The organism is Ancylobacter sp. G4_0304 (assembly GCF_047501495.1).
Lineage (GTDB): Bacteria > Pseudomonadota > Alphaproteobacteria > Rhizobiales > Xanthobacteraceae > Ancylobacter.
The window spans coordinates 182,500-204,241 of sequence record NZ_JAZDRM010000002.1 but is presented as its reverse complement, the minus strand read 5'-3'; the positions used below and the strand labels follow the sequence as shown (position 1 = coordinate 204,241).

General features: G+C 66.0%; 20 protein-coding genes. 1 reads left to right on the top strand and 19 read right to left on the bottom strand.

Going from position 1 to position 21,742, the window contains the following annotated elements; translation table 11 throughout:
- Genes VRZ77_RS02200 through VRZ77_RS02185 form a run of 4 tightly spaced genes read right to left on the bottom strand, consistent with a single transcriptional unit; the run spans position 1 to position 3,552 of the window.
- A complete protein-coding gene (locus tag VRZ77_RS02200) occupies positions 1–798 on the bottom strand; it encodes an ABC transporter permease (RefSeq protein WP_414591074.1) in 798 nt (265 codons plus the stop codon).
- Complete coding sequence (locus VRZ77_RS02195) at positions 798–1,676, bottom strand: ABC transporter permease (RefSeq protein ID WP_414591073.1); 879 nt, start codon at positions 1,674–1,676, stop codon at positions 798–800. Before VRZ77_RS02195 ends, VRZ77_RS02200 begins: the two co-directional genes overlap by 1 nt.
- Before the next feature lie 5 nt (positions 1,677–1,681).
- On the bottom strand, positions 1,682–2,413 hold the full coding sequence (locus VRZ77_RS02190; protein WP_414591072.1) for an aspartate/glutamate racemase family protein: 732 nt from the start codon (positions 2,411–2,413) through the stop codon (positions 1,682–1,684).
- Between the two features lie 11 nt (positions 2,414–2,424).
- Entirely contained in the window at positions 2,425–3,552 is a 1,128-nt protein-coding gene (locus VRZ77_RS02185) for an ABC transporter substrate-binding protein (RefSeq protein ID WP_414591071.1), read from the bottom strand.
- A 175-nt stretch (positions 3,553–3,727) separates the two neighbouring features.
- Here VRZ77_RS02185 and VRZ77_RS02180 point away from each other — a divergent pair, with 175 nt between their 5' ends.
- Positions 3,728–4,753: a helix-turn-helix transcriptional regulator gene (locus VRZ77_RS02180; protein WP_414591070.1), complete on the top strand. Its 1,026-nt coding sequence runs from the start codon at positions 3,728–3,730 to the stop codon at positions 4,751–4,753.
- A gap of 41 nt (positions 4,754–4,794) precedes the next feature.
- On the opposite strand, the gene VRZ77_RS02175 is transcribed toward VRZ77_RS02180, so the two are convergent.
- The 15 genes from VRZ77_RS02175 to VRZ77_RS02105 form a co-directional block, all read right to left on the bottom strand.
- Positions 4,795–5,559 (bottom strand): helix-turn-helix transcriptional regulator, encoded by a 765-nt coding sequence (locus VRZ77_RS02175; RefSeq protein ID WP_414591069.1) that lies wholly within the window; start codon positions 5,557–5,559, stop codon positions 4,795–4,797.
- 80 nt (positions 5,560–5,639) lie between these two features.
- Positions 5,640–6,635 (bottom strand): ABC transporter ATP-binding protein, encoded by a 996-nt coding sequence (locus tag VRZ77_RS02170; RefSeq protein WP_414591068.1) that lies wholly within the window; start codon positions 6,633–6,635, stop codon positions 5,640–5,642.
- Positions 6,635–7,633 (bottom strand): ABC transporter ATP-binding protein, encoded by a 999-nt coding sequence (locus tag VRZ77_RS02165; protein ID WP_414591067.1) that lies wholly within the window; start codon positions 7,631–7,633, stop codon positions 6,635–6,637. Before VRZ77_RS02165 ends, VRZ77_RS02170 begins: the two co-directional genes overlap by 1 nt.
- A 10-nt stretch (positions 7,634–7,643) precedes the next feature.
- Positions 7,644–8,531 carry an ABC transporter permease gene (locus tag VRZ77_RS02160; RefSeq protein WP_414591066.1) on the bottom strand — a complete coding sequence of 296 codons (888 nt, stop codon included), beginning with the start codon at positions 8,529–8,531 and terminating at the stop codon, positions 7,644–7,646.
- Entirely contained in the window at positions 8,531–9,547 is a 1,017-nt protein-coding gene (locus VRZ77_RS02155) for an ABC transporter permease (protein WP_414591065.1), read from the bottom strand. The genes VRZ77_RS02160 and VRZ77_RS02155 overlap by 1 nt, the downstream gene beginning before the upstream one ends.
- Before the next feature lie 15 nt (positions 9,548–9,562).
- Complete coding sequence (locus tag VRZ77_RS02150) at positions 9,563–11,173, bottom strand: ABC transporter substrate-binding protein (RefSeq protein ID WP_414591064.1); 1,611 nt, start codon at positions 11,171–11,173, stop codon at positions 9,563–9,565.
- 51 nt (positions 11,174–11,224) lie between these two features.
- The gene (locus VRZ77_RS02145; protein WP_414591063.1) at positions 11,225–12,457 is read right to left on the bottom strand and encodes an aminotransferase class III-fold pyridoxal phosphate-dependent enzyme; all 1,233 of its coding nucleotides are present in this window, start codon (positions 12,455–12,457) and stop codon (positions 11,225–11,227) included.
- Positions 12,458–13,097: 640 nt separating this feature from the next.
- On the bottom strand, positions 13,098–14,777 hold the full coding sequence (locus VRZ77_RS02140) for an amidohydrolase (protein ID WP_414591062.1): 1,680 nt from the start codon (positions 14,775–14,777) through the stop codon (positions 13,098–13,100).
- Positions 14,778–14,787: 10 nt separating this feature from the next.
- Positions 14,788–15,633 (bottom strand): ABC transporter permease, encoded by an 846-nt coding sequence (locus VRZ77_RS02135; protein ID WP_414591061.1) that lies wholly within the window; start codon positions 15,631–15,633, stop codon positions 14,788–14,790.
- A gap of 2 nt (positions 15,634–15,635) precedes the next feature.
- On the bottom strand, positions 15,636–16,385 hold the full coding sequence (locus tag VRZ77_RS02130; RefSeq protein ID WP_414591060.1) for an ABC transporter ATP-binding protein: 750 nt from the start codon (positions 16,383–16,385) through the stop codon (positions 15,636–15,638).
- Between the two features lie 2 nt (positions 16,386–16,387).
- Positions 16,388–17,419, bottom strand: coding sequence for an ABC transporter substrate-binding protein (locus VRZ77_RS02125; protein WP_414591059.1), 1,032 nt, complete (start codon positions 17,417–17,419; stop codon positions 16,388–16,390).
- A gap of 39 nt (positions 17,420–17,458) precedes the next feature.
- On the bottom strand, positions 17,459–18,856 hold the full coding sequence (locus tag VRZ77_RS02120; protein ID WP_414591058.1) for an FAD/NAD(P)-binding protein: 1,398 nt from the start codon (positions 18,854–18,856) through the stop codon (positions 17,459–17,461).
- Positions 18,856–19,737 carry an ABC transporter permease gene (locus tag VRZ77_RS02115; RefSeq protein ID WP_414591057.1) on the bottom strand — a complete coding sequence of 294 codons (882 nt, stop codon included), beginning with the start codon at positions 19,735–19,737 and terminating at the stop codon, positions 18,856–18,858. The genes VRZ77_RS02120 and VRZ77_RS02115 overlap by 1 nt, the downstream gene beginning before the upstream one ends.
- A 2-nt stretch (positions 19,738–19,739) precedes the next feature.
- The gene (locus tag VRZ77_RS02110; protein WP_414591056.1) at positions 19,740–20,579 is read right to left on the bottom strand and encodes an ABC transporter ATP-binding protein; all 840 of its coding nucleotides are present in this window, start codon (positions 20,577–20,579) and stop codon (positions 19,740–19,742) included.
- 2 nt (positions 20,580–20,581) lie between these two features.
- Positions 20,582–21,568: an ABC transporter substrate-binding protein gene (locus tag VRZ77_RS02105; protein ID WP_414591055.1), complete on the bottom strand. Its 987-nt coding sequence runs from the start codon at positions 21,566–21,568 to the stop codon at positions 20,582–20,584.
- Positions 21,569–21,742 lie beyond the last annotated feature (174 nt).

Below are 21,742 nucleotides of genomic sequence, written 5' to 3'. Positions count from 1 at the left end.
TCACGGCTCGCTTTCGCGCCGGCTCTGGCCGAGGATCCATATCTGCGCAGACACGCTGACGGCGAGCGTCACCAGGATCACCACGGCGGAGAGCGCGTAGATCTTTGGGGAAATGACCTGCCGCAGCGAGGTCCAGATGGCCATGGGCAAGGTCTCGGTGAAACCGGCGAGGAACCACGCCACGACGAACTCGCCGAAGGCATCGGTGAAGGCCAGCAACATCACGGCGATGAGCGCCGGGGCGATCAGCGGCAGCACGACCTCGCGGAAGGTGACGAACTCGTTGGCGCCGAGATTCATCGCCGCCTCGATATAGCTGCGCCGGAAGCCGAGAAAGCGCGAATAGAGCATCAGCGTCGCGTAGCTCGACGTCATCGTGGTGTGCGCCAGCACGATGGCGGGTTGGCCGATGAGGTCGGGTGCGGCGCGGAACAGCACCACCAGCCCGAGACCGAGCACCAGCTGCGGCAGCACCACCGGCCCGAGGACGAGGCACAGCACCAGCGATTTCATCCGCACCGGCCGCCACGCCAGCACCATGGCGGCGGGCATGGCGAGTGCGGTCGAGAGGACCGCCGCCAGCAGCGCCAGCCGGATGCTGGTGAGCAGCGAGCCGACGAGCCGGGTATCGGCCAGGCTGGCCCCGAACCAGTCCGCGGTGAACCCCTCCAGCGGCAGGCCGGGGATCGCCTTGGCGTCGAAGGCGAACAGAACGATCACCACGATCGGCAAATAGAGAAAGGCGTAGAGCAGCACCGAATAGGCGGGCAGCGCCCAGCCGGCAGAGGAGCGGTTCATTACGACACCTCCCCGCTCGCGCGACGGATCCATTTCATCGACACGGCGAGCGCCGCGAAGACGAGAACCAGCAGCACCACGGCCATCGCCGCGCCGCTCGGCCAGTCCAGCCGGCGCTGGAACTCGTCCTGGATCACCTGCGAGAACATCAGCTGCTTGCCGCCGCCGAGCAGCGCCGGAGTGACGAACTCGCCAAGCCCAAAGACGAAGCAGAACACCGCGCCGACCACCAGCCCCGGCGCCGACAGCGGCAGGATCACCTCGAAGAAGGTGCGCGTCGGGCTGGCATTAAGGTCCATCGCTGCGTCGATCCAGCTGTCATGGATGTTGCTGATGGCGGCGTAGAGCGGCAGCACATAGAGCGGGAGATAGGCGTAGATCAGGCCGATTGCCGTCGAGACGGGGGAATAGAGCAGGAAGCTCAGCGGCTCGTCGGTGATACCGAGCGCCGTCACCGCCTGGTTGATGACGCCGCGCTCGCCGAGCAGCAGCCGCCAGGCGGCAACCCGCATGACGATGCTAACCCAGAACGGCGCGATTACCGCCACCAGCAGCAGCCCGCGCCAGCGTCCCGCCTTCTTGGCGATGAAATAGGCGACGGGATAGGCGAGAACCGCGCAGGCGATGGTGACGAAGGCCGCCGTCTCGACCGAGAGCAGCAGCGCCCGCCAGATCGCCGGCCGCGCGAAGATGGCGGCGTAATTGTCGAAGGTGAAATCCGGAATCAGCCGGTAGTTCTTCGTGCGCCAGAAGCTCACCCCGACGATCAGCGCGACCGGGACGACGAAGAACACGATCTGCCACAGCACCAGCGGCAGCAGGCCGGCGGTCGGCAGCAGCGCCGTGAGCGAGGTCCGCCGCCGCGGGGTGCTGGGCATACCCATCACGCGAAAGCGTATTCGGCGCGGGCAAAGGCCGGCGTGGGATAGGCGAGCTTGGAAGGCTTCAGCCCCGTCGCCACCATGGCGCGGGCGAAATGCAGCGCCACCTTGCCGGGATCGATCACCGGGATCGACACGCCGAACCGCTGGTGCAGGGCTTCTTCCACCGCCTGCGCCATGTCGAAGCCCGTGCCGGTGCAGCCCATGACGAAGCATTCCGCGCCGTCCCGCTCAACCGCGTCGATGCTCTCGCGGATGATATGGGGCAAGCAGGTCTCGTCCAGCGTCAGCACGCTGGCGCCGGCCGACCGCACCGAGGCGAGGTTGCGCTCCAGCCCGTAACGGGCCACGACCCGGCGGATCAGGGGAAACAGCGGCTTCTCGGTGATGAACACGGTGAAGCGGTTGGAGAGCATCGCCGCCATGTGCAGCGCGGCTTCGCCCTCGCCGACGATGGGAATGGATACCAGCTCGCGCGCGCCCGATAGGCCGGGATCGGTGAAGCAGGCGATGGTGCAGGCGTCCACGCCATCCGCCTCGGCCTCGCGGGCGAGGCGCATGACTTCCGGCGCGGCAAGGGCGGAATCGAATTCCGCCTCGATCGAGTTGGTGCCGCGCCCCAGCGGCACGGCGGAAATCTCGACACCCTCGCCGGCGAAGGAGCGGTACTCGGCTTCCGCCTTGCCTACCAGCTCCTTGGAATCCAGCACCGGTACGATCACGCGAATATGCATCGGACGGCGCCTCAGCCCATCTTGAAGGTTTGCCAGGCATCCGCCCAGGCGTTCTCGTCCACCGGCGCCAGGCTCATCTGGCAGTTGGCGACCCATTCCTCCATCTTGTCGAGGCCGAGAGCCTTCACCTGCTCGGCGGTGAGCAGGTCCTTCACCTTGGCGTTGGTGACGGCGAACTTGTCCGCGCCCCAGGCCATCTGCTTCATCGCCTTGGCGCTGGTCATGTAGTCGAGATAGGCCATGGCCGAGGCGAGATGTTCGGTGCCACGCACGATCTGCAACGTCTCCATCCACATGGCGCCGCCCTGCTTGGGGATGGACAGTTCGACATTGGCGCCGGCAAGGCGGGCGGTGGTGCGGACATTGTCGCTGGAGGAGCCCCACACCATCCACGCCTCGCGGTTGGTCAGGTCGGACTTCACCGTGCCCATGTCGGCCTGCAGCGCGCGCATGTTCGGGCGGAAGGCGATCATCTTGTCGAGGATCTGCTTCAGCGCCTCCCCGGTCGCCTCTTCCGGCTTCGCTTGGCCCAGCCACTTGCCGGTCATCCAGAGGTAGAGTTCGGGCCAGTCGATGATCTCGACGCGGTTCTTCAGCGCGGGGTCCCAGGCCAGTTCGGCATTGGACGCGGCCTCGGCGGAGATCTTGTCGGGCCAGTAGACGAAGCCGTTCACGCCGAAGCGGGTGGGGATCGCGTAGACCTTGCCGTCATACATCGTCTCGGGACGGTTGCGGAAAGCCGGCAGCGTTTCCGCCAGCGAGGGCAGCTTGGCGGTGTCGATCGGCAAGGTGAGCCCGGCGGCGGCGAATTTCGAAGTCCACACCGCATCCGGATTGATCACGTCGAACTTGGTGGTGCCGGCCTGCACGAGGCTGAGCTGCGCGCCATTGCTCTCGGCTTCCTTGATATTCAGCTCGACACCGGTCAGCTCGGTGAAGCCGCGCATCAGCTCCGGATCGTTATAGCCGGCCCAGGCGAGCACGTTGAGCGGGCCGGTCAGCTTGGTGTCGCCGGCATAGGCGGGACGGGTGAAGTCCACCTGGCCCGCAATGGTCGTGAACATCGCCGCCTGCGCGCCGAAGCGCAGCACGTCGCGGCGGGTGGGTGAAAGGTGAGTGAGCAGGCGAGACCCGGACATGCGACCATTCCCTCTTGGAGCGGCGCATGACTACCATCGCAGCTCATCGGCGATGTATAAGGTGGGATGTGGCGGCTCATCCATAGTGACCGCAGTCACCGCCCGCCGCGCCGGAAAGTGGCCGTGGCACGGTTTCTGCCTGCTTCCGGGGCTGCAACAACAAAATGAGGCCCGTATGGGACGCCACGGACGTGCCTATGATCTGCCGGCCGGCTTCGGCCGGGACATGGCGCGCGTGCTCTCGCGGATCGGCGGGGACGATTTCTACGAGAGTGTGATCGATGCCGTGGCGCCGCTAATTCCCTGCGATTTCTGGATCATGGCCCGCTACGAGACGGCCGCGCAGCCACGCATCCTGTCGGAATCCGGCATGGCCCCGCGGGCCAAATCGGCCTATGCGGACAAGCTCTGGCGGTTCGATCCGCTCGCCCGCGCGCCCTTGGCCGGTGAGGGGCATCGCGCCGTCAGCCTGCGCAATCTCTGCGCGGACGGTCCGCTCGACCGCAGCTATGCGCGCTATCTCGACGTCGATCTCGGCATCGTCGACGAACTTGCCCTGCTGCTGCCGCTGAACGAGCGCAGCTTTCTCGCCCTCTGCCTTGACCGGCACCGCAGCGCTTTTGACGAAGGCGAACTGCGCCTTGCCTCCGAAATGCTCGACATCCTCTTGGAAATGCACCGCCAGCATGTGACGCGCCAGGTGGAGCGGCAGGTGGCGCGCTGCGCCGGGATTTCCGGCGGGGCCCCGGCGGAAATCCTCATCCTCACCGCACAGGGCGCGCCGCTGTTCGAATCCGGCGGGTGGGCCGAGGCGGCGCGGCAGGCCTTCGACCGCCCCGGGCTTCCTGCGCATCTGGCGAGCGGCGACCGTCATGTCATCCCGGCCAATGGCGGCTGGTGCCTGTTCCGTCCGGCGAACGAGGGCACGGATGCGCTGCTGCACGACGCGCGCATCTTCGTGCTGCGCAAGGAGGCGCAGGATTTCGGCAGCCGTCTCGACCGGCTGGCGCGGCTCTACGGGCTGACCGAGCGGCAGAAGGAGATCGTGCAGCTTTCCTTGGAAGGCCATCACAACGCGTCCATCGCCCGGCTGCTGAACATCACTGTTGGCGGCGTGAAGAACCACAAGCTGCGCATCTACGACAAGCTCGACATCACCAGCGAGCGCGAGCTGCTGCCCGCTTTTTTGATGAGCCTGTGACGGCTAGCTGTTCGCGGCAGTCCTATGATCCGCGTACATCCTCAGCGCCTGCCGGCATTGCCCTCTTCAGCGATCGGCGGAGTGATCGCTGATTCCGCGTCGTTATCGGCGAGGCGGATCGTGAGCATCGTGCGATTGGATACGTCCATCTTCTGAAAGATGTGCAGCAGGTGGGTTTTCACCGTGCCGAGCCCGATGTCGAGCGTCTCGGCGACATGCCGGTTCGTGAGGCCATCCCGAACAAGATCCGCGATCTCGATCTCACGCGCCGTCAGTCCGTAGACAAGCTGCAGCATGCGCTGGCGCCGGCGGTCGCGCGACCGGGGATGGCTGCCGATGTGATACTCGATATAGGGCTGCATGGATTGCGCCACCCTCAGTGTCTCCCCCGAGATCAGCGGGTCGTCGCGGCGCTTAAGGATGCCGAGCCCGGCAATGGGTTGGTTATCCTGCCAGAAGACGAAGTCGAGCACGTCGACGATTTCGCTTTCCGTCAGATAGCTGCTGTAGCGCTCGAAGGCGCTTCGGGGGGCAAGCGAGCGATCATGGCTCATCGTGGCCACGCGCTTGCGGGACGAGACCAGGCGATCGATGTTCAACGGATCGAATGCCTGCATGTCGCGCACATACCGCCCGATGTAACGGCAGCACGGGCCGGTCGTATCGGCGACGACCATGGAGCGGTCGTCGTCGATCCAGTAGAACACCGCCGAGCTTGCCTCGAAGACGGACAGCGCCACGCTGCGGATCTGCGTGATCTGCTCGTCCGTTCCAGGACTGGGATGAAACTCCGGAAGCTGAAGCATGGCAGCGGTCCCGTGTCGCGAAAGCCGCTCTCCACACGCAAGAAGGCTGCCAAACCCGCGGCGGTCATTCCGTTACCGCGTCAGGACGGGTGATGGCAGCACACGGTGTGACCGGGGGCGAGTTGCCGGGCCGGCGGGTCCTGTTCCGCGCAGAGCGCGCTCGCCCGGAAGCAGCGGGTGCGGAATCCGCAGCCGGTCGGCCGGTCTGCCGGGTTGGGCACGTCCCCCGTCAGGACGATGCGCTGACGCGCCTGTTCCCGCGCCGGATCGGGAATCGGTGCGGCCGAAAGCAGGGCCTGCGTGTAGGGGTGAGCGGGCGCGCGATACAGCTGGTCGCGGGCGGCGCTCTCGACGATCCGGCCGAGATACATCACCGCCACGCGGTCGGACATGTGCCGAATGACCGCAAGATTGTGCGCAACGAAGATATAGGCGACGGCGGTTCGCTGCTGGATGTCCTTCAGCAGGTTCAGCACGCCAGCCTGGACCGACACATCAAGCGCCGAGACTGGCTCGTCAAGGATCATGATCTCCGGCTCGACGGCGAGAGCCCGCGCAATACCGATACGCTGGCGCTGGCCGCCGGAGAAGGCGAAGGGATAACGGTCCGCCTGCTCCGGCAGAAGCTGCACCTGCTCCATCGCCCGGAGGGCCCGCTCGCGCCGCTCCCTATGGCCGAGCGGCAGCATGCGCAGCGGTTCGGCGATGTTTTCAAGCGCCGTCATGCGTGGATTGAGGCAGGCATAGGGATTCTGGAACACCAGTTGGATACGGCGCCGGTAGGGCCTCATGGCGGCAGGAGACAGGCCGGCCAACTCGGCACTGCGAAAGCGGACATGGCCGGCGGTCGGCGTGATCAGCCCCATGATGGCACGGGCCAGCGTGGATTTTCCGCAGCCCGATTCACCCACCACGCTCAGCGTCTCCCCAGGGTGGACATGCAGCGACACCCCGGCGACCGCGCTGATCGCCCCCACCTGGCGGGCGAACACGAGGCCGCGCCGCACGGGAAAATCGACGCGCAGATTTTCGACATCGAGCAGCGGGCCGGAGGCAATGGCGGCAGCGGTCGGCATCACGTCCCCTTTCGCGGCAGGTCGGAGAGCGACAATTCCCCGGCGCGGTGGCAGGCGACCAGCGCGGAGCCGACGCGCATGAGCGCGGGCTCGCTGGTCCGGCACAGCGGCACAGCGAAATCGCAGCGCGGGGCGAAAGCACAGGCTGCCGGCCTGTCGCCAAGCGAGGGCGGCGTGCCGGGAATCGCGTAGAGCCGCTCGGCCACATCGTCGATCGAGGGAACCGCGGCGAGCAGGCCTGCCGTATAGGGGTGGCGCGGCGCGGCGAAAACCGGCCCCACCGGCCCGCGTTCGGCGATGCGCCCGGCATAGAGCACGCTCATCCGGTCGGCGAGGCCGGCGACGAGGCCGAGATCGTGCGTGATCAGCACCACCGCCATGCCGCGCTCCTCGCGCAGTCGCGCGAAGATGTCCATGATCTGCGCCTGAATCGTCACGTCGAGTGCCGTCGTCGGCTCGTCGGCGATCAGCAAATCGGGATCGTTTGCGATCGCGATGGCGATCACCACCCGCTGGCGCATGCCTCCCGAGAACTCGTGCGGGTATTGGTCAAAGCGCCGTCCGGGTGCGGGAATGGCAACGGCATCGAGCAGAGCGAGTGCCTTTTCCTTCACCTCTGAACGGCCGAGCCGGGGGTTGTGCAGCCGGATCATCTCGCTGATCTGCGTCCCGATGGTCTTCACCGGGTTCAGCGCCGTCATCGGATCCTGAAACACCATGGCGATACGACCGCCCCGCAGGGCGCGCATCTGCCGCTCGGGTGCACCGCAGATTTCGACACCGTCGAAGCGGATGGAGCCGGAGACGTGGAGCTGCCGCGGCAGCAATCCCATCACCGCGAGCATGGACAAGCTCTTGCCCGAACCCGACTCGCCGACGAGACCGACGACCTCGCCCCGGTCTACCGCGAAGTCGACATTCGAAACCGCCATCCGTTCGCCGTCTCGGGTGGGGACGGTGACGGTCAGGCCGCGTATGTCGAGAAGGGGCAGGCTCATGGTCCTCTCCTCACTGCCGGCTCCGCGGGTCGGCAAAATCGCGCAGGCCATCGCCGAGGAAGTTGGAGGACAGGGAGACGAGGAAAATGGCCATGCCGGGGCCGAGCGCAATCCACCAGCAATAGAAGTTGGAGGCGCCCTCGGCGATCATCTGTCCCCATTCGGGGGTGGGCGGCTGGGCGCCGAGGCCGATGAAGCTGAGGCCAGCGGCAAGCAGGATCACCTGCCCGACATCCATGGTCATGTTGACGAAGATCGGGCTCCAGCACAGCGGCATGATGTGCCGGAACAGCAGCCGACCCGGCTTCACCCCGCCGACAATGGCCGCATCGACATGGTCGAGCTTCTTCACGTTGAGCACCTGCGCGCGCATGAGGCGCGCATAGATGGGCCACCACACGATGATGAGGGCGAGCGCCGTATTGACCAGCCCAGGCCCTAGCGAGGCGGCGATCGCCATGGCGAGCAGCACGGGGGGGAAGGCCAGCGTGATGTCGGCGAGCCGCATCAGCACATTGTCGACGAAGCCGCCGAGAAAGCCGGCCAGCGCGCCAATTGCAACCCCGAGGCCGACCGCGACGGCCAGCACGGCGGCGGCGATCGGCAGCGAGTAGCGCGTGCCATAGAGCGTGCGCACCAGCACGTCGCGGCCGAGAGCGTCGGTGCCGAGCCAGTGAGCGGCGCTCGGCGGCTGCAGGCGGCGGCCGGCGAGGGCGACGGGATCGTAGGGCGTCCACCAGGGAATGGTGATGGCGATGACGACGAGCCCGACCAGCACGACGATCGCGAAGATCAGCGGCAGATGCGACCAGCCAAGGCGCCGGAAAGCACGACCGATGCCGGCCGAAAGGCGCGGCCGGGGCCGCTCGGCGGCGCGGACGGGGGGACTGAACAGCATCAGCCGGCTTCCCGCATGCGCGGGTCGGCCGCGGCATAGGCGATATCGGTGAGCAGGTTGGCGATGAGGAAGCCGAGCCCCCCGATGATGGTCACGCCGGTGATCGCCGGATAGTCGAGGCTGCGCGCCGCATCAACCGCGTAGGACCCGATGCCGGGCCAGGAGAAGATCGTCTCGACCAGCACCGAGCCGGTGATGAGATAGGCGAAGGTGAAGCCGAGAATGGTCAGCGCTGGGATCAGCGCATTGGCGAGCGCGTGGTGGATCAGCACCCGCAGCCGCCCCGCCCCCTTGGCCCGCGCCATGGTTATGTAGTCCTGCCCCAGCACGTCGAGCATCGAGGCGCGCACCATACGGGTGATGATGCCCATGACCGACCAGCCGAGCACCAGCGCGGGCAGGACGAGATGTCGGAGCGCGTCGACGAAGGCGCCCCAGTTGCCGGCGAGCAGCGTGTCGACCAGCATGAAGCCGGTCACGGTGGGCGGCGCCACGGCACGGATGTCGAGCCGTCCGGGGCCGGGCAGCATTTGAGTCTGCACGGTAAACAGGAAGAGCGCGATCAGCCCGAGCCAGAATACCGGCAGGCAGGAGCCCAGGAGCGCCACCAGCCGCGCCAGATGGTCGGCGAAGGTGTTCTTGAATTCGGCGGAGACGATGGCGAGGACGATGCCGCCGACGGCGCCGATGATCATCGCGCAGATGACCAGTTCGAGTGTCGCCGGCAGCCGCTGGGCGAGGTCGGTCAGCACCGGCTGCTTGGTGCGGAACGAGGTGCCGAGATCGCCATGAGCGAGGTTCCACACATAGGTCGCGTAGCGCTCCGGCACCGAGCCGTCGAGCCCCCAGCGCGCCTTGGCGGCGACGACGATCTCGGCATTGTCGAGATTGCGCGCGCCAATGATGGAGATGAGAGGGTTGCCCTTGGTGAACTGGGCCAGCAAAAAGGTCGCCGTGACGATCCCGAGAAGCAGGAACGGCATCACCAGCAATCGCCGCACGACGACCTTCAGCATGGCAGTTTCAACCCCTCACTTCTTTTCGATTTCGCCGAGCGGCAGGTTGCAGCAGGCGCTGTAGCGCACGCCGCTCACATCGTTGCGATAGGCGAGAACGAGGTTGGGGCTCACCAGCGGCAGGATGATCTTGTCGTCGATCATCTTCATGGCGAGGTCGTGATAGGCCGTCTCCTGCCCGGCGGTATCGGTCGCGGCGAGGGCCTTCTGGTACATGGCCAGCTGCTCCTTGCCGTCGAGGCCGGGCACCTTGCCGACGCCGGCGCGCTTGGCCCATGGCATGTCCGGCATCATGCCGAAATACTGCACATACTGGGCGCTGCCGAAATAGTCCGGCGCGAAGAAGCCGAGAGCGAAGGGCACGCCAGGATCGTCGATGTCGCTCGCCCACACGGTGAAGGGCACCGGCTTCAGCGACAGCTTGATGCCCACCTTGCCGAGATCCTGCTGCACCTTCTGCGCGAGCAGGGAGAGGTCGACGCCGTAGACATTCATCGCCGGAAATTCGAGTTCCATCGCGAAGCCGTCGGGATGGCCGGCCTTGGCCAGCAACTCCTTTGCCTTCTCGATGTTGAACACCGGCGCGGGCAGGTCCTTGGTGCCGGGATAACCGTTCGGGATAGCCGAGGACTGTTCCTTGCCGTCGCCGCCGACGGTGAAGTCGATGAGGCCCTGGTAGTCGAGGGCCAGGGCAATGGCCTCGCGGACCTCCTTGGTCAGCGGCACGGGGGCGCCCTTGGCCGCCGGGCTGATGGCGGCATAGACATAGTTGAACGAGGGCACGGCCTTGAAGGTGGCGTCAGGTGCCGAGACCGTCTTCGCCGTGTCGGGATCGACCTGCATGGCGATGTCGGCGGCACCGGACTGGAGCATCTGCGCCTGCGTCACCGCGTCGGCGGTCTGCTTCAGCACCACGCCGGAAACCGCCGGCTTCTTGCCCCAGTATTTCTCGTTGCGGGCGAGGCGCAGCGAGTCGTCCGCCGTATACTTCTCCAGCACGAACGGGCCGGCGCCGGCCGAATTGGCGAGGAACCAGGTGTCGGAAGTGTCGGAGGTCGCCGCATCGTCCTTGGCGTTGGCGCCGTTGGCGGAGGCGACCTTGGAGTTGATGATGCCGGTATAGGGAGCCGCGAGGATGCCGAGGAACTCGGAATTCGGCGTCGAGGTGGTAATGACGACGGTCTTGTCGTCCTTGGCCTCGACCGACTTCAGGCTGTCCATCAGATAGGATGGTCCGCCCTTGACGTTCTTCAGCCGCTCCAGCGACCACTTCACATCCGCCGCCGTCACCGGGCTGCCATCCGAGAAGGTGGCGGCTGGGTCGAGATGGAAGGTGAAGGTCGTCACGTCCGGGCTCACTTCCCAGCTCTTGGCGAGGCTGGGAATGATGGTCTGGTTGTCGGCGGCGAGTGTCAGCAACGTTGCGTAGACCGCCGAGAGGTAGATCTGGCAGGTGTCGCAATAGCCGCGCGCAGGATCGAGCGAGTTGATGTCCATGGCGCGCGCCACGACCAGCGGGCCATCGGCGGCGGTCGCTTTCTGCGCAGCCATCGGCATGAAGAAGACTGACGCAAGCAGCGAGGCGGCAAAGCTCGTGGAGAGGGCAAATCGGGAAGATCGGGCCATGGGCAATATCTCCGGACGAATGGGACGGGGAACGGAAACGCTCCGGGTCGCTTAAGCGGCGGCCGGTGCGAGGGCGCGCACGGCGCGAAAGCCCAGTTCGGCGGCCTCGAGCGCCCGAGCGATGTCTTCGGGCGTGTGCGCCGCGCTCAGGAACATGTTGTGCTGCGGGTGGAAATAGACCCCCGCCTTCAGCGCCGCCGCGCAGAAGGCAAAGCCCTTGCGACAGTCCGCATCGTCGTCGAACAGCACCATCGGCATCTGCACCGGGCCGGTCTGGCGGATGGGGGTGCCGTGGGTGGCGCTCAAGGCGGCGAAACCCTCGCGCAGCGCGGTGCCCATCGTCTCCATGTGCGTGACGGCGTCGTCGCGGCGCAGGATGTTCAGCGTCGCCACGGCGGCCGCCATGGACATTGCCCCACACCAGAACGAGCCGGTGGTGAAGATGGACTGCGTCGCCGCGCGAAAGCGATCGTTTCCGGTCACCGCCGAAAGCGCGAAGCCGTTGGCGATCGACTTCGACCAGGCGGAGAGGTCCGGGCGCACCCCGACGCGCTCCCAGCTGCCGCCGAGCGAGAGCCGGAAGCCGGCGCGCACGTCGTCGACTATCAGCGCGGCGTCGGCGGCGGCGGCGGCGGCGCGGGCGGCCTTGGCGAACGCGACCGTCGGCAGCTCCTGGTCCTTGCCGTAGTCATGCTTGAAGGCGCTGACGATGATGCCGGCGAGGTCGCCCTCGGCCCGCGCCACGGCAGCGTTCAGGCTGTCGATGTCGTTGTAGTCATAGGTGAGGATGTGCGCCCGGTCCTCGGCGGTGACGCCGATGAGGGAGGGCGAGCACCATGGCACGGCGCCATGATAGGCGCCCTTGGCGACGAGGATCTTGCGGCGTCCGGTGCCGGCGCGGGCGATGGTCGCCGCGGTGGTGGTGGCGTCGGTGCCGTTCTTCTCGAACTGCGCCCAGTCGGCATGGGGAATGAGTTCCACCATCAGTTCGGCCAGCTCGACCATCGTCTCGCCGGGGCCGTTCATGGCGTCGCCCTGCTGGTATTGCGCGAAGGCGGCGGCGTCGACTTCCGGGTGGTGATGGCCGAGGATGATCGGGCCCCAGCTGCACATGAAGTCGAGATATTCGTTGCCGTCGACGTCCCAGAGCTTCGTGCCCTCGGCGCGGGCGAAGAACTGGGGATAGCCTTCCGGCAGGTCCTTGGCGTGCATGTGCCCCCACATGCCGCCGGGAACCACACGCAGCGCCCGCTGGCGCAAGGCGTGATCCAAGGAGTTGCTCATGAATGCTTCCCTCTTGTGCGTGCCTATTTTTCGGACGCGAGGGTGTAAGAGCTCGAGGCGCCGGTCAATCTACCGAAAGTAAGAGACGAGGCCCGCGGGCGTGAATTAGCCGGCCCGTACGTGCCGCTGAGACGGTACGAATGGGCCCAGCTGTAGGGCAGACGCAGCCAGATTCGCGCGCGCGCCATCCATGCTCACGGCCATTCCCGGCGTCGCCCACCATAACGGCCAATTTCCGCCCTGCGGGACCTCATGCGGACCGTCGCCACCAGAAGTGCGCCCAAAGAGATGCCGACGATGCAGATGGGCCGTCTGAGGCCTGGGGCCCAACCACTTGGCGGTGTACTGCAATCGACGGCAGGATCAAGCAGCAGAGGGCAGTCGGCGGAAAATGGCGGAGCGCTCAGGACTCGAACTGCCCAAACAAGCGGACCGAAACGATCCAGTGTCGGCGGCTGGCGCATTGACAGTATGCTGGAATGCTAAGGGACGGTGCTGAGCACATAAAAAGCGCGGAGAATTTCGCGATGAGCGTGCTGAATCCACGGTTGTCTTTCCGAGGGCAAGGCATGTGCTTGGATGCTCGGTCGGCGCGACGTCGATGGTCGCCTAAAGCAATCTACTCAGAAGTTAACCCCACCTAGATCTCGCCGACACCATGCACGAGACTTCCGTTGACCAGCGTCATCTCGCACCGGAGTTGTCGAATCTCTTCGGGGGCGAGGACTCGGGGATCGTTTGACAGAACGGCGAGATCCGCGGCAAAGCCGGGCGCGAGGGGTCCCTTCCACGTCTCGTCGAAGGTGAGCTGAGCACCGGCGACTGTAAACAATCGCAGCGCCGTTTCGACGTCCAGCCTTTGGCCAGGGCCGATTGTTCGGCCCGTCTTGCGCTCCTGCCGTGCCATCGTCACCCAGAGCGTGAAGAACGGATCGTAGGGGATGTTGTCGGTCGCAATCGAGAGCGGCAGGTCCAAATCGAGCATGTGGCGATGGGGAACGACCAGATCGCCGCCATCCGGCTCGGCGAGATAGGCATGACCGCCTTTCCAGAGGAAATAGGTCGGGATGGTGGTGACGATCACGCCGAGCGCCCTCAGCGCCTGGAGATCCTCCATTCGCGCGCGCGCCACATGCTGGATCACCCATCGCTTTCCCGCGAGCGGATAGCGCTCGTTGATGGCCAGAAGCACCGGCACGATTTCGTGCAGCTGATCGGAAACGATGGTGTTGAGGCGCAGGTCGTGCTCCGCCGCGAGGAAGCACACCTCGCGAAATTCCTCACGTGTGTAGGCCTGTTCGACGAAGCCGGACCAGCCGGTATTCGGTAGATCGGCGCGCGCCAGCTCGGCCACGATGGGATCGCCGCCATAAGCGATGTGAACCCCGGAAATGTTGAGCCATGGATCGCCCAATCCCTTGCCCCGCGCATAGGCCAGCCAATCGCGCATCACGCGCCTGGCCTCGGCGACGCTCGACCAGCTTGGGCTGACGCAAAGCCCGGTACGCATCGTCAGCTCGCCGCGCTCCCACAGCGCCCGATAGACGGAAATGGTTTCGGGCGCGGAGCCGTGACCTTCATAAACGCTGGTCGTGCCGCAGGCGTGGTAGAGAGCGATGGAACGCCGCAGACCTTCCAGCCGCGCCTCGAAATCGAAGCGTGGCACGGCGGGGAGCATATCGAATTCGACGGTGGGGCGGCCATTATGCTCGATGATCGCGCCGGTCGGATCTCCGGTGACCTCGTCGCAGACGAAATCCACCCCCCGGCAACGCGGGCAGCTGTGGCGGTTCAGCCCGTTAAGGGCCAACGCCCGCGAATTGAGCGCCGTGTGGCCAGGCGGCACGCCCCAATTTCCGAAATGACCGGGGATATAGACAGGATTGTCCGGGGCCACGCGATCGAGTTCGTCGCGGGTCGGCATGCGACGCTCGGTCAGGCCGGCGACAGCATCGAAATAGTGGGGAGGCTCGCCCACCGGCATGGTGACGATCCACTCGCCGGGTGCCGTCGCCCGGGCGGCGGCGGCGATCCGCGCCAGGATTTCGGCCACCGAGGCAGCGCCGGAGAGCGAGAGGCGCTGAAGCTTCAACCCCTCCCGCTCCATATGGGCATGGGTGTCGTTGAAGCCCGGCATGACGAAACGGCCGTCGAGGTCGATCCGCCGGGTCTGGGCTCCCGCCCAGCCTTCGAGGATGTCGTCGCCCCCGCTCGCCACGATCCTGCCCCCCCGGATCGCCAGCGCGCGGACTGACGGGCGCGCGGGATCGAAGGTGAGGATATTGCCGTTATGCAGGATCAGATCGGCGGGGTCGCTCATCGCGCGAGGCTCAATTGACGTACCAGGGGAAGAGGCGGCGGGTCAGCCACACGAACAGCCGGTCGAACGCGAAGCCGAGCGTGCCAAGGAGCATCAGGCCGATAAACATGATGTCGACGCGAAACAACTGGTGGCCCATCGACATCATATAAGCGACGCCCGAGGTGGCGCCCGACAGTTCGGCGGCCACGAGCACGATGAGCGAAATCGCCATGGCCTGCCGCAGGCCGGCGAGGATGAGCGGTAGCGCGGCCGGCAGCACCACGAGAAACATGGTTGCCAGCCGGCCCGCGCCGAGGCACGCCGCCGAACGGAGATAGACGAGGTTGACGTCGCGCACGCCGATGAAGGTGGCGATCCAGATCGGAAAAAACGCGCCGGTTGCCACCAGCGCGACCTTGGCGCCTTCGCCGATGCCGAACCACAGCACCGACAGTGGCACGAGCGCGATCACCGGTACCGACCGGAAACCGTGCAGAAGCGGCTCGGTGAGGTATTCGGTCAGGCGCGAACGTGCGGTGAAGACGCCCGCCGCGATGCCCAGCACGGTTGCCAGCAGAAAGCCGGTGGCGGCGCGGCGCACGCTGACACTAATATTCGTCGGGATCTCGCCGGAGATCAGCATCGGCCAGAAGGTCGCGAACACCACCGAAGGCGTGGGGAACAGCACCCGGTTGATGCTCGGGAACAGCCAGGGAACGCTTTCCCAGGCCAGCAGGAACAGCGCGACGCCGCACAGATTGAGCCCGGCACGCACGAAGAACAGCCGCCGCCGGGCGCGGTGGCGGCCATCCAGGAACGCGGTTTCCAGTTCAACGCGATGCGCGGTTTCGGCGGAGGAAGTATCGACTGCCATGGTCATTCCCCCAAAGCCTCGCCGAGATGGGCGTAGAGCTGCGCGAATTCGGCAGAAGAGCGCTGCCGTGGATAGGGCAGATCGATGCTCATCGAGCGCTTGATACTGCCGGGATGCGGTCGCATCACAACGACGCGCTGGGCGAGGAAAGCAGCCTCGTCGACATTGTGGGTAACAAAGACGACGGAAACCCCGGTCTGCTGCCAAAGGCGGACCAGATCGTCCTGCAGCGTAGTCCGGGTAATGGCATCCACCGCGGCGAAGGGCTCGTCCATCAGCAGTACGCGCGGCTCGTTGACCAGTGCGCGCGCCACGGCCACACGCTGGCGCATGCCGCCGGAAAGCTCGTGCGGGTAGCGGTCGAGAGCCCGTTCGAGGCCGACGCGCGCCAGCGCCTCGCGGGCCTTCTCGCGTCGTTCCGCCCGGCCCAGGCCGCGCATGCGCAGGCCGAATTCGACATTCTGCCGGGCGGTCATCCAGCCAAACAGCGCATATTCCTGGAACACCACGCCGCGATCGGGGCCCGGCTCGCCGACCGGGGCGCCGGCGAAGCGTACGCTGCCCTCGGACGGCTTCATGAAGCCGGCGATGAGATGCAGGAGTGTGGTCTTGCCGCAGCCGGAGGGGCCGATGAGGCAGACGAACTCGCCCGCCTCGATCTCAAGCGACACCTGCCACAGCGCCCAGTTCGCCTTGCCCTCACGCGTCTCGAAGATCTGCGAGACGGCTTCCACTTCAATAAGACTGGTCACGGTCAGATCGTAACCCGTTCCGGCTTCACGGCCTTGACCGGTCCTTCATAGATCAGGCCGCGCAGAAGCGCGCGAAGATCGCCCTCCGGGCGCTGGGCGAGGCCCGCGGCAATGGCCCATTCCGCCTGAGCCACCAGATCGTCAAGGAAGCGTTCGTCGAAGCCGATCTTGAACTCGAAGACGCTGGTCGCCTCGGTGATCTCCTGCGCAGGCGCACGCACCCGCTCGGCGATCAGCGAAGCCCAATTTGGATCCGCCGCGATACGGTCCTCCGCGCCGAGAAGCGACTTCACGGCGGCGTCAAGCAAGGCGGGTTTTTCCTTGATCACCTTTTCCGAGGTGAGTAGCAGCTGATGGCTCTGGAAATACTTGTCGAGCCCCTCCTGCGTCATGACCGCCACGGCGCCATTGGACTGCTTCTCCGCGATGACGGCGGCCTGCCCGGTCCACGCGAAGCCGTCGACATCGCCGCGGACGGTCGCGACCGTCATGTCGTTCGGCGACAGGTCGACGACCGTCACATCGTTCAGACCAAGGCCCGCCATTTCGAGATATTTGGCCAGCATATACTGGCCGCTGGTGCCGACGCGCGTCGCGATCTTCTTGCCCTTGAGGCTCGCCGGATTGTTCGGATCGATGCCGCTCGCCTTGCTGACCACGATCTTCATGTCGCGCGAATAGCGGCTGTAGTTCACCAGCACGATAGGCTTCAGCCCGCGCAGAGCGGCAAAGATGAAGGGGGTGTCGGTCGAGGTCGAGAAATCGGCAGAGCCGGCGAGCAGCGCCTGCATGGATTCGCGGCCGGTGGGGAAATCCACGACGTTCAGATTGACGCCGTTTTGCTTCCAGGTGCCGAGCGCCTCCGCCACGAAGGTCAGCGCCCAGGTATAACCCGTGCTGCCATAGGCCAATGTCGCGTCCATCTGCGCCGCCACAGCGCCGCCGAACGGGAAGGTCGAAGCCAGCGCGCCCGCCGCACCGAGCTGGAGCAGAGAGCGGCGACTCAGCGCATGCGAGACAAGGTCGGCGGTCATGAATCTCTCCTGTATAATAATACATCGAATTAATAGATTTTAGCGAGACGTCTCCGCAAGCGCTTTCAGCAGGACATCCACATCGCGCCTGACGGCCACGCATTGGTCACGCCCGCTCGGCGCGGAGGTGACCTCCCAGAACCGTCCCCGGCTCGGTGGACCGACCAGGTAGAGGCCGGGAACGGCCTTCCCCTCGCTGTTCACCAACCGCTGCTGGAGATCGCAATCGAGCCCGAGCGCTAGCGGTCCGGGCCGCGCGAGCCCGCCCTTGAGCAGCGAGGCGACAAGCGGATCGCGACTGCGCGCATAGTTCTCGTCGGGGCCCGTGCAATTGAGAGCCCAATCGACCTCCAGCATCTCCGAAGCGTCCGGTGGCCTGCCGGAGTGATGAAGCTCCACGGCATAGCCGTCCGATGTCGGTTCGCCGCCCAGCACCCGCGCGGTAATGATCTCAAGCCGGCCGATATCCCTCAGGCGCTGAAGGCGAAGGGCGACATCCGGCGCCAGGCGATGGCGGTGCACCATCCAGAGCGAACGCAGGTGACGCAGGAAGCGGCGCCGCTCCGCATCCGGCAGATTGAGCCAGATATCGACCGCGTTCACGCGAAACGCATCGACGACGGCCTGCCAGCCGATTCCCCGGGCGCCGTGCTCCTCCACAGCGGCCCGCAGGCCGCGCATCATGCCGCGAACCGTATCGACCGGAATACCCGTCACCGCCTCGCATGCCGCCGAGGGCTCGTCGATCAACGGAAGCTGGCCGTGGCGCGACACCATGCGTATGCGGCCGCGGACGCCGCGAGAGGCTATCTCGAGCACCGCGTCGACCGCAGTGGCGCCGGTTCCGATCACCAGAACGTCGCCTTCGGGGAGGACGGCCTCCAGCGCACCCGCCCGCCAGATATCGGGAACGAGACGCGGGCCGGGCACCATGCGCGCGATCTGTCCCGGAGGTGGATTACCAAGGCACAGCACCACCACGTCGGCCTCGATCTCTTCGCCCGTGTCGAGGAGGACGGCATGGCCGGTGTCTCGGCACTCGATGGCCTGCACCATCGCCTGCCGCAAATGGACCCTGCCCTGCGCGATCACAGCGTCGAGCTGGGCGCGCAGATAGTCTCCATAGAGCCGCCGCGGCACGAAGCTCTCGGCAAAATTCGCTGGTTCGGCATGCCCGAACCGGAGCAGCCATTGCGCGAAGCCAAGGGAATCGTCCGGGCTGCTGCCGCCCATGCGCTCGGCCGGCACGTTGATGCGATGATGATCGGCGGTCGAAGAATAGGCGACGCCGCGGCCGAACCGGCCGTCGCGATCGATGACGATGATCTCGCCGATCGACGGCAACTGTGCCAACTGAACGCTCATCCATGTGCCGTTCGCGCCGCCGCCGACAATGACGGCGCGCCGCATGGGAGCCTTGTTGCGACCCGCACGCATCAGGAACGCTCCGCCCGGTACCAGGGAAACAGGCGCTGCAGCAACGCGGCGAAAGCCGCATCTGCAAGGAAGCCGAGGACGCCCAGCGCAAGCAGGCCGACGAACATCATGTCGATGCGAAATACCAGATGGGAGAAGGAGATGAGGTAGCCGAGCCCGCTGCTCGCGCCGACCAGTTCGGCCGCCACCACGATGACGAAGGCCACGGCGGTGGCATGGCGTAGCCCCGCGAAAACGAAGGGAAGCGCGGCAGGCAGCACGACGCGGAACATAACGTTCAGAGGGCCGGCACCGAGGCTCAGCGCCGACTGGATATAAAGCTTGGGCACGTCGCGCACGCCGATGAAGGTGCTGATCCAGACCGGAAAGAATGTGCCCCAGGAAATGAGGGCGATCTTTGGTGTTTCCCCGAGGCCGAACCACACGATGGCGAGCGGGACGAAGGCGATGGCCGGAATGGAGCGCAGGCCGTGCAGGACCGGATCCGACATGCTCTGCAGCAAGGCGAGGCGCCCGGTGAAGAGCCCGACAAGGATGCCGGCGGATGAGCCGATGACGAAGCCGGCGGCCACGCGCTTCAGGCTGGACCAGGCGTGCGCGGCAAGCTGGCCATCCGCGAGCATGCCATAGAGCGTCGCGATAACACCCGAAGGCGGTGGGAACATCTGGGTGTTCACCCCCGGCACGATGCGCGGCAGCACCTCCCAGACCGCGAGGAAGATCAGCACGCCGATCAGGTTGAACATCAGCCCGCGCCTCAGGCGCCGGTGCCGCGTGGCCACGATCTCGTTGCGGAAGCTGGCCTCGATCTCCAGCTTCTCGCGTTCGGTGAGGTTGGCATTGACCGCCGCCGGCGGCACGTCGTGCTTTTCGGCCGCCATGATCACGCCCCCTGCCGGTGAAACGCATCGTTGACGCGGGCGTACAGCGCCCCGAAAGCGGCCTCGCCGCGATTGCGGGGTCGCGGCAGCGGGTTGTCGATGACCGCCTCGATCCGGCCCGGTCGCGAGGCCATCACGACGATGCGGTCGCCGAGGAACACCGACTCCTCGATATTGTGGGTGATGAAGAACACGGTGAAGCCGATCTCCTGCCAGATGCGCAGCAGTTCGGTTTGCAGCGTCACCCGCGTGAGGGCGTCCACCGCGGCAAACGGCTCGTCCATCAGCAGGATACGCGGCTCGTTCACCAGCGCCCGCGCGACCGCCACACGCTGGCGCATGCCGCCCGAAAGTTCGAACGGGTAGCGATCCGCCGCCGCAAGCAAGCCGACCATATCGAGGCTCTTTCGCGCGCGGTCCCGACGCTCCGCCTTGCCGACGCCGCGCATCTGCAGGCCAAACTCGACGTTGCGTTGCGCCGTCAGCCAAGGGAACAGCGCATAGTCCTGAAATACCACCCCCTGACCGGGGCCCGGCCCGGCGATCGGCGCGCCGTCGAACAGAACCGTACCACGGGTGGGCTGGATGAAGCCGGCCATCATGTTGAGCAGCGTGGTCTTGCCGCAGCCGCTGGGGCCGATGGCGCAGAGGAACTCGCCGGGCCGCACGTCGAGGGAGACGTTGAGCAGCGCCCAGCTCGGCTCGCCATCGGCAGAGGCATAGAGCTTCGACACGCCGTTCACCGTCACGCTTCCGCCCCCACCGTGCCCTTGCGAAGACAGCGGTGGGAAGGCGGCAGGGCCGCCTCCGGCGGCCGACGCGACTGCGGTCGACGGCGCCATGTTCAGAGCTTCACCCGGTCCGGCCGCAGTTTGCGCATGGCATCGGTATAGATGAGGCTGGCGAACAACTGGCGCAGATCGCCGCTGTAGGGCTGGGCGATGTTCTGCGCGATGGCCCATTCGGCCTCGGCGACCATCACATCGATCAGGCGGGAATCGACACGGACGTCGATATCAATGAGATCGATGCCCTTCTGCGTGTCTTCCTCGGAGGTCGCCGTGCGTGCCGCCACGATCCGCCGTGCCTCGGCCGGATCCTTGGCAATGAATGCCTCCGCGTCGAACAGCGTCTTGACCGCGGCTTCCACGAGTTCGGGACTCTTGGTCACCGTCTCTTCATTGGCGACGAAGATGAGATGCGAGCGCCAAATGGCCTCGATGCCCTCGCGGTCGAGGATGATGATATCGTCGCCGGCCTGGCGCTGGGCTGCGACCGCAGACAGCCAATCCCACGCAAAAGCAGCGACGTCGCCACGCACAACGCTGGTGACCATTTCCGGGCCGGCCATGTTGACCACCTCGACATCGGCCAGGGTCATGCCGTGGAGCTTGAGCCATTGGTTGAGAAAGAAGTGGCCGCTCGACCCGATCCGGGTTGCCACCTTCTTGCCCTTCAGATCCGAGGGCTTGGTGACGCCGGCCTTGCGGTTGGCCGCGACCAGCATCTCTTTGGCCGAGCGGCTGAAATCCGCGACGATCCGCGGCTTCAGCCCACGCATGGCGGCGAGCAGTGTGGGGCTTTGCGTCGTGGTGCAGAAATTCGCCGCACCGGTGAGCGCGGCATCGAGCGCCAGCCGGCCGGCGGTGAATTTCGCAACGGTGACATCAAGCGCGTTGGGAGCCCAGAGCTTTGCCCCGTCGGCCACATAGACCACCGTCCAGCCATGCCCCTCGCTTTCGGCGACGGTGACGGCCGAACCGGCGGCTTTCGCCCCACTGGAGAAGGTCGCGAAGGGGCCCGCGATCGCGAGCCCGGCGGCACCCTGCATGAGTACACGTCTGTCCAGCATAAGAGCCTCCCCGGCCATCGCCGCAGGCGAAGCCGCAATGAACCTGATTGGCGATAGGGGCGCCGGCAGGTATGCCAAAAGAGAACTGTTGTATGCCAAAACCGTAACAGCGGCGTTCCCAAGCGTCAAACGCACATACGGTCGATTTTGCGA